4 protein-coding genes and 1 pseudogene are annotated in these 8314 nt (G+C 61.2%); 3 read left to right on the top strand and 2 right to left on the bottom strand.

Annotated elements, in window-relative coordinates; translation table 11 throughout:
- Together AC1DLB_RS13835 and AC1DLB_RS13840 are read left to right on the top strand one after the other, a co-directional pair.
- A pseudogene (locus tag AC1DLB_RS13835) lies at nt 1-4080 on the top strand (LapA family giant adhesin); the annotation flags it as partial.
- Between the two features lie 147 nt (nt 4081-4227).
- A complete protein-coding gene (locus AC1DLB_RS13840) occupies nt 4228-4566 on the top strand; it encodes a hypothetical protein (RefSeq protein ID WP_018930300.1) in 339 nt (112 codons plus the stop codon).
- A 48-nt stretch (nt 4567-4614) separates the two neighbouring features.
- Here the strand turns inward: AC1DLB_RS13840 and lapD are convergent, their stop codons facing one another.
- Entirely contained in the window at nt 4615-6561 is a 1947-nt protein-coding gene (gene lapD / locus AC1DLB_RS13845) for a cyclic di-GMP receptor LapD (RefSeq protein ID WP_477744679.1), read from the bottom strand.
- A 14-nt stretch (nt 6562-6575) separates the two neighbouring features.
- Entirely contained in the window at nt 6576-7268 is a 693-nt protein-coding gene (gene lapG, locus AC1DLB_RS13850) for a cysteine protease LapG (protein WP_018930302.1), read from the bottom strand.
- Nucleotides 7269-7534: 266 nt separating this feature from the next.
- Here lapG and AC1DLB_RS13855 point away from each other — a divergent pair, with 266 nt between their 5' ends.
- Entirely contained in the window at nt 7535-8245 is a 711-nt protein-coding gene (locus AC1DLB_RS13855; RefSeq protein ID WP_018930303.1) for a GntR family transcriptional regulator, read from the top strand.
- Nucleotides 8246-8314 lie beyond the last annotated feature (69 nt).

An 8314-nucleotide genomic window follows, 5' to 3' on the forward strand; every position in this document is an offset into this window, starting at 1 on the left:
GGCGGCAACTACGAGAACCTGGTGGCGGACAAAACGCCGGTCAGCACCACCGTGACCGACACCGTCGACACCACCAACCTCAGCCTGAGCGCATCCAACTCGGTAGCCGAAGGTGGCCAGATCACTTACACCGCAACCCTGACCAAYGCCGCCGGCACACCGGTCACCGTGACCCTGAGCAAYGGCGCCGTAATCACCATCGAYGCCGGTAAAACCACCGGCACCGTGACCGTCCCGGCTCCATCCGATGACGTTTACAAGGATGCGGGCACGGTCCAGGCCACCATCTCCACCGCCACCGGTGGCAATTTCGAGAACCTGGTGCCGAACACTGCCCCGGCGGTCACCACCGTCACCGATACCATCGACAAAACCGAAGTCAGCATCAGCGGCAGTACCTCGGTGACCGAAGGCCAGACCGCCAGTTACACCGTCAGCCTGACCCACCCGGCGCAGAACGAAGTGACCCTGAAAATCGTCTACAGCGGTACCGCCGCCGACGGTTCGGACTTCACCGGCGTGTACACCGTGAAGATCCCGGCCGGCGCGAGCAGCGCGAGCTTCAACGTCGCGACGCTGGAGGACAAGCTCACCGAGGGTACCGAGAACTTCGTGGTCAAGATCGACTCGGCCACCGGCGGCAACTTCGAAAACCTCGCGGTCAGCAGCACCAACGGCAGCGTCAGCACCTCGATCATCGACAACGATGCCGCGCCGGTTCTCGACCTGGACGCCAACAACTCCAGCGGCGCCACCGGGGCCAACTACAACGTGACCTTCACCGAAGGCACCACCGGCCAGGGCGTCTCGATCGGCGACACCGACCTGAGCATCACCGACCCGGACAGCACGATGCTGACCGGCGCCACTATCGTGCTGACCAACCGTCAGCCGGGCGATGCGCTGAACCTCGGCAACAGTGTCAATGGCATCAGCATCAACGCCAACAGCCAGGACGGTACGGTCACCCTGACCCTGTCGGGCAACGCGACGCTGGCCGACTACATGCAGCAGATCAAAAACATCAGCTTCACCAACAGCAGTGAGGATCCAAGCACCGTGCCGCKGATCATCACCGTGACGGTGACCGATGGCAGCAATTACTCCAACACCGCAACCACCACGGTCAACGTGGTGGCCGTGAATGACGCACCGACCGCCGCGCCAGTTAACGTCACCGGTACCGAAGACACCCCGCTGATCCTCGGCTGGTCGACCTTCGGCGTCAGCGATGTCGACAGTCCGGCCGCCAACCTGGGGGTGAAAATCACTCAGCTGCCGGGCGAAGGCAAATTGCAGTACCTGGACGGTGCGACCTGGAAAGACGTAACGACCAACCAGACCATCAGCAAGGCCGACATCGACGCCGGCAAGTTGCGCTTCACGCCGGATGCCAATGAATCGGGCGTTGACGGCTATGGTGGCAGCGGTGCGGGCAATAACCAGGCGGACTACGCGCAGATCCAGTTCCAGCCAACCGACGGTCAACTGTTGGGCAACACCGGCACGGTGAAAATCGACATCACGCCGGTTGCCGACGCGCCATCCCTGAGCGTCGCGGACAACAGCGTCAAGTCCACCGGACTGATCAAGGAAGTCTGGACCGGCCTGTCGGGCCTGGGCACCGATGGTAGTGGCGCGCCGTCCGGCACGCTGAAATCGGTCATCGACGCCGCAGGCACGCCGAACTCCACCGGCACCGTGACCAACGTTCAGTCCGACGGCGGCGTCACCGCCGGCACGGCCTCGAAAACATCCGGCCTGATCTACCTGGAAGCCGGCAAGACGTACACCTTCAGCGGTACCGGCGATGACAGCCTGTTGGTGACCATCGGTGGCCAGAACGTGGCCGCGACGACTTGGGGTGCAGGCGGCAAGCTGAATGGTTCGTTCACCCCGACCACCAGCGGTTACTACACCCTGGACATCTACCACCACAACCAGAGTGGCCCCGGCAGCTATGACGTCAACCTGTCGGTCAACGGCGGTACAGCGGTCGACCTGAGCAGCGCCGGCGTGCCGCTGTACACCGGCGTGGCGGATCTGGCCGCCTCTGGCGTGACGGTTTCCGACCTGCACGGCACCAATGGCGAAGGCTACTACAACGGCTACAAACTCAACGAAGGCGCCGAAGGCACCAGCGTTCACCTGTCCGCGATCAAGACCGCACTGACCGACACCGACGGCTCTGAAAGCCTGAGCGTGAAGATCAGCGGTATGCCGGCGGGCTCCGTGCTCAGCGATGGCGCGGGCCACACCTTCACCACCACCAACGGCGAAGCCAACGTTACCGGCTGGAATCTCGGCAGCCTGACCGTCACCCCGCCGCCGTACTACAACGGCCAGTTCACCCTGACCGTGACCTCGACATCCACCGAAGCACTCGGTGGTTCCGCACTGAGCACCGCGCAGATTCCGGTCACGGTATACCCGGCGGTCTACAACGCCGTGACCGCCACGGCGGCCGACGACACGATCACCGGCACCGACGGCAACGACATCATGATCGCCGACATCGGCGGGCTGACCGTGGTGCCAGGCACCAATTACAACATCGCGTTCATGGTCGACAGCTCGGGCAGCATGAGCAGCACGTCGATCAATGCCGCCAAGGATTCGTTGACGGCGGTGTTCAACACCCTCAAGCAAAGCCTGGGCGGCAACTCCGGGACCGTGAATATCTTCCTGGTGGACTTCGATACTCAGGTCAACAAATCGGTGTCGGTGAACCTGAACGACCCGAACGCGCTGACTTTGCTCAAATCCGTTCTGGATTCGATGTCGTCGGGCGGCGGCACCAACTACGAGGACGTGTTCAAAACCACGGCCAATTGGTTCCAGAGTGCTGACGCCATTGCCAACACCGGTGCGAAGAACCTCACGTACTTCATCACCGATGGCAAGCCGACCTACTACCAGAGCGGCGAGCAGACCAACCCGACCTTGTACGGCAACGTGAAGCTCGATGATGTCATCACCACCACCAACTACAAGTTGGGGCAGACCTATTCCAACTATCTGGACAGCACTCACTACCTGAGCATCGACAGCGCCGGCAACGTCACGCTGCAGACTCTGAAAAACTCTGGCCGCTGGAGCAGTTCCGAACTGGGCACCCTGCATGCCGAGGGTAACGGTACGTACGAATTGTCCTATCGCGATGGCACCGGCAGCAGCACCGATTCCACTACCATCGACAACTCCAGCAGCAGCTTCACGTTGCTGAGCAACGTGTCGACGGTGGAGGCCATCGGCCTGAACAAGGACGTCACCCTCACCGACCTCAAGCCGTACGATTCGGATCAAACGCCACAAACCAACATCGACCCCAAGGACCTGGCCAACTCGATCATCGGCCATACCGAAGCGACAATGCCGGGTGCCGACACGGTCAGCGGCGGTGACGGCAACGACCTCCTGTTCGGCGATCTGGTGAGCTTCAATGGCATTGCCGGCGAGGGTTATCAGGCGATGCAGGCGTTCGTCGCCCAGCAAACCGGCGTCGACGTCAGCAAAGTCACCACCAGCAACGTGCACCAGTACATCACCGAGCACTACACCGCGTTCGACGTGTCTGGCGCTCACGATGGTAACGACACGCTGCTGGGTGGCGCGGGCAACGACATTCTCTTCGGCCAGGGCGGCAACGACCTCCTCGACGGTGGCAAGGGCAATGACATCCTGCTCGGCGGCACCGGCAATGACTCGCTGATCGGCGGCCAAGGCAACGACATCCTGATTGGCGGCTCAGGTGCCGACACCTTCATCTGGAAGGCTGGCGACACCGGCAGCGACGTGATCAAGGACTTCAAGGCCAGCGAAGGCGACCGCATCGACCTGCGTGATTTGTTGCAGGGTGAAAGCGGCAGCACGATTGACCACTTCCTGAAGATCACCACCGTGGACGGCGTGTCGTCCCTGCAAGTCAGCTCCGCCGGCAAGTTCAACGGCGCCGATGCCGCAGCGACCACCCCGGACGTGACGATCAAACTGGAAGGTAACAATTGGTCCAGCGCCAGCATCAACTCGCTGATTGCCGGTAGTGACCCGACCATCAAGATCGATCACAACAACAGCTGATACGCAGGCTGACGGCCGCCCCAACCGGGCGGCCGTCATGTATGCCCACACCTCACGGGTGACGATTTCGTCGTCGCACCGCATACTCGCCTGCGTTGGCCTATGCTGCTGACAGCACGACGCTGGTCCATTTCCGAGGGATGCTTAATGTTTTACGTGCAACGCGATGCGCAAGGTCAGTTAGTGCGCGTGGAAGCCACGGCCTACGCCGAGGCCACGGAAACGCTGCCGGCCGACCACCATGAAATCCAGGCCTGGTTTGCCCACGAAGTGGTGGAAACTAGCCTCAAGCAGCTCAAACAGAGCGACCTGGAGATGATTCGGGTACTCGACGACTTGATTCAGGTGCTGACCCAAAAAGGCGTGATCCGCGTCACCGACCTGCCGCCGGCTGCGCAAGCCAAGCTCATGGACCGGACCCAGGCACGTGAGGCGTTGGGCGGGTTGAGCCAGTTGATCGATGATGATGAGACGGGGTTGATTTAACCCCTGACGCCGATCATTCCCACGCTCTGCGTGGGAATGATGAGCGGGCTACTCCCAAGGCTTCGGCTCACCAAACAACTGCCCCTGAACCCCGTACAACCCCATCTCGCGAATCACCGACAACTCCCCTTCGGTCTCGACCCGCTCGGCAATCAACGGCAAATCGATGCTGTGCGCCGCTCGCTGAATCGCCTCGATGAACAGGCGCTTGTCGCTCTCCTGATCAATCGCGCGGATGTAACTGCCGTCGATCTTCAGATACGCCAGCCCCAGCCGCGCCAGGTTGCCGATCATGCTGAAGCGCCCACCAAAACGCTGCAGACTCAGCGAGAACCCAAGCTCGCGCAAACGCCGCGTCAGCTGCTCCAGTACCGCCTGCTCGGGCAGTTGCTCTTCGCCGATTTCCAGGGTCAGTCGTTCGCCAAGATTCGAATGCTGACGCAGGATATCGAACACTGCGTTCAGCGCCTGCGGGTCCGCCAGTGTCGCCGAAGACAGGTTCAGCGCCAGCGACTCCTCATGGTCGACCATCTGCTCGAGCACCAACTCCAGCATCAAACGGTCCAGTCGCGCGGTCCAGCCGAAACGCTCAAGCCATGGCAAGAAACGCCCGGCGGGAATGGTCTGGTCCTGCTCGTCGAGCAGGCGCGACAGCACTTTGTAATGCAGCACCAACTCTGTGTCGTGGCTGGCCACCACCGGCTGGAAATACAGCTCGAAACGCTGCTGGTTCAGCGCCTGATCCAGCAGGGTGTGCCAGGCGTGGTGATCGTCGCCAACCCGCGCCGGCGCGCCCTGATCGAGGCATGCCCAGCTCGGTTCACCCTGGCTTTCTGCCTGGGCCAGTGCCTGATCCGCCAAGCCGATCACCGCTTGCGGCGAGTCGCCATGGGCAAACGGCGCCAACCCGATTGAAGCCACCGAAGCCACGTCCGTGGCGCCCGTCGCATGCAGGCTCCCCAAGGCACTTTCGAGATTACTCGCCAGTTGCAGCGCTTCTTCACGCACCAGCCCCGGTGCCAGCACGGCGAATTCCCCGCCACGAATACGCGTCACGAGGTTCTGGGTTTCCGGGTACTTGGCACACTCGCGGGACAACTGCTCGCCGACCGCTTTCAACAATTCATCGGTACGCTGACCGCCCAGCCGCTGGTTCAAACCGGCCAGATCCTTCACCCGCAACAGCAGCAAATAACCGGAGCTGGCCTGCTCCGAGTTGTTCAAACGCGCGTTCAATTGCATTTCGAAATAGCGCCGGTTGGCCAGGCCGGTCAGGTTGTCCTGATAGGACTCGGCCCGCAGCTTTTCACTGCGTTCGGCCTGCTCTTGGAACAGCGCCTTGAGCTTCTCGACCATCTGGTTCATGGCCTGCACCACCCGGCGCAGTTCCGGGGTGCGCGGCAGTTCTGGCAGGCTTAAGAATTCCCGGCGAGCAATGGCATGGGATTGCTTGACCATGTAGTCCAGCGGCTTCAGTTGCCGACGCAGCAACAACGCGCCCAGCACCGCACTCACCGCGCCGCAGAGCAGCAACCAGCCGAGGCTGCCCAACGCGCTCTGCCACAGCTTGGCCAACGCGAACATCGGATGGCTGACCACCTCGACCCGCGCGGCCTGCTCCCAGCCACGGCTGACAATCGCATCGCCACCGGCCGGTTCCAGGCCGATCAGTTTGACGAACCAGTCGGGCACGTTGGTGACCGCGGGGATGCCGCTGCGCTCGACAATCGTCTTGTCATTGGCCAGATCGACCACGCGGATGCTCGCGTAGTAACCGCTGTCGAAGATTGAGCTGACCAGCAACTCGACCATCGCCGGGTCGTCGATGTTCGGCGTCAGGGACAGCGCCAATGCCGTCGCGGCGTCCTGGGCGTGAGAACGCAACTGGTTGACGTACTGGGTGCGAGAGCTTTCCAGACTGACCATGAAGCTGCCGGTGAAGGCGACCACCAGGAACAGACAAATAGCGATCAACAGCTGTTTGAACAAAGACATCTGAGCGCGTGCTCCTAGTTAATCGTCTCGACCGGGAAACCTTCGGCCTGCATTTTCTTCAACACGTCCTGCCAGCGAGACAGGCGTTTGGTGTCTCCGACCTTCTTGTTGCCCTTGGCACCCGGCAGCCACAACCCTTCGGCATTGAAAGAGTAGACCGGCAGCAAATCGGTTCGCTGGTTGGCGGGCTTGATTGCATCGATCAGGCTGTCGAGCACCAAAGGCATGGCCTCGGGGCTCGCGTAGTAGGTCAGCACCATGTGCGCGCGGTTCAGGCGCAAAGCCTTGACGTAGGTAATGCGCAGCTTGTCACTGGAGACACCAAGATGACGCAGACTGAAATACTTGGCGATAGCGTAGTCTTCGCAATCGCCGGCGCCCTTCCACAAGGCTTCGATGGGAGTTTCCCAATAATCGACCTCGTGCCACAGGTCGATGTCTTCTTCGTAGCGCATCTGCCTGTTGAAGAACTGGTTGACCACGTTGAGCTGCTCCAGCTCGCCGACTTGTTTTTGCGTGGCCAGCAACTGCTGCCAGGCATCGATGCGCTGCCGCCCTTCACCCAAAGGCCCGTACAATGCCTGCGCACGACGGCTGATCAGCGAAAAATCCCAGTCGGCATGCAGCCCGCCCAGCATGACGCCGGCCAGCAGCAGTGCGCAGCCTAGCCAGCGCAAAGTCCGAGGGATCGCGAAACGTACCGCCAATGCGAGGCATCCAGATCAGGCAGATGGAAATCTGGCTTGATGGTGAAGGTTAGTCTGCTAAAAGACAATGGCACGGTGAGATCACCGCCAACACGCTAAACTTTGCATTACGGGTGCAATAAAAAGATCGCAGCCTTCGGCAACTCCTGTGCCGAAGTCTGCAGGAGCTGCCGAAGACTGCGCCTTTTGACCGTTTGACAACCCGTCAGGCAGTCACTAGTGTCCATTTGGATCCAAATACTTCAGCCAATCAGGGTGCGTTTGTCGTGACACAGAAGCCCAACCCTCTCAGCAGCATCAAGGTCAACGGGCCGATTCCCGCTCATCTGGCACGCTCGGTGATCGAAGAAACCCTGCGCGCGGCCATTCTCGACGGTCGAATTCCTTGCGGCACCGCCCTGCGTCAGCAAGACCTCGCCGACCTGTTCGGCGTTAGCCGCATGCCAGTGCGCGAAGCCTTGCGCCAGCTTGAAGCGCAAGCGCTGCTCAACGTGATCGCCCATAAAGGCGCGGTGGTCGCACCGTTGGTTCAGGGCGATGCGGCAGAGACCTATGAGTTGCGGATCCTGCTGGAGTCCGAAGCCTTGCGTCGGTCGATCCCCCTGCTTGAAGACGCCGATTTCAAACAGGCTGCACACTACATCGACGAGTTGGAAACGGAACACGACTACACCGAGATCGGCCGGCTCAATCGCCTGTTCCACATGGCGCTTTACAACAAAGCCCCCAACCAGCGGCTGCTGAAGCTGGTCGAAGACGGGTTGAACGAAGAGGAACGCTTCCTGCGATTCAACCTGGAAGCCATGGGCCTGGGCAAACTGTCCCAGGAGGATCACCGAGCGCTGTTGCGGGCCGCCGAGGACCGGGATATCGAGCACTCGGTGATGTTGCTCGAAAACCACCTCAACCGGGGTGTCGAAGTCATTACGCACTACCTCGCAAGCCCTGAGGCGCAGCGCAGGAAAACCTCGAAGTAAACCGCGGTGACAACCCCGAGCGAGCCATTGAACGGCTCGCCGCGATTTCTGGTTGATCCGCCCCTGGAC

It is taken from the genome of Pseudomonas sp. 05N434 (assembly GCF_056396965.1).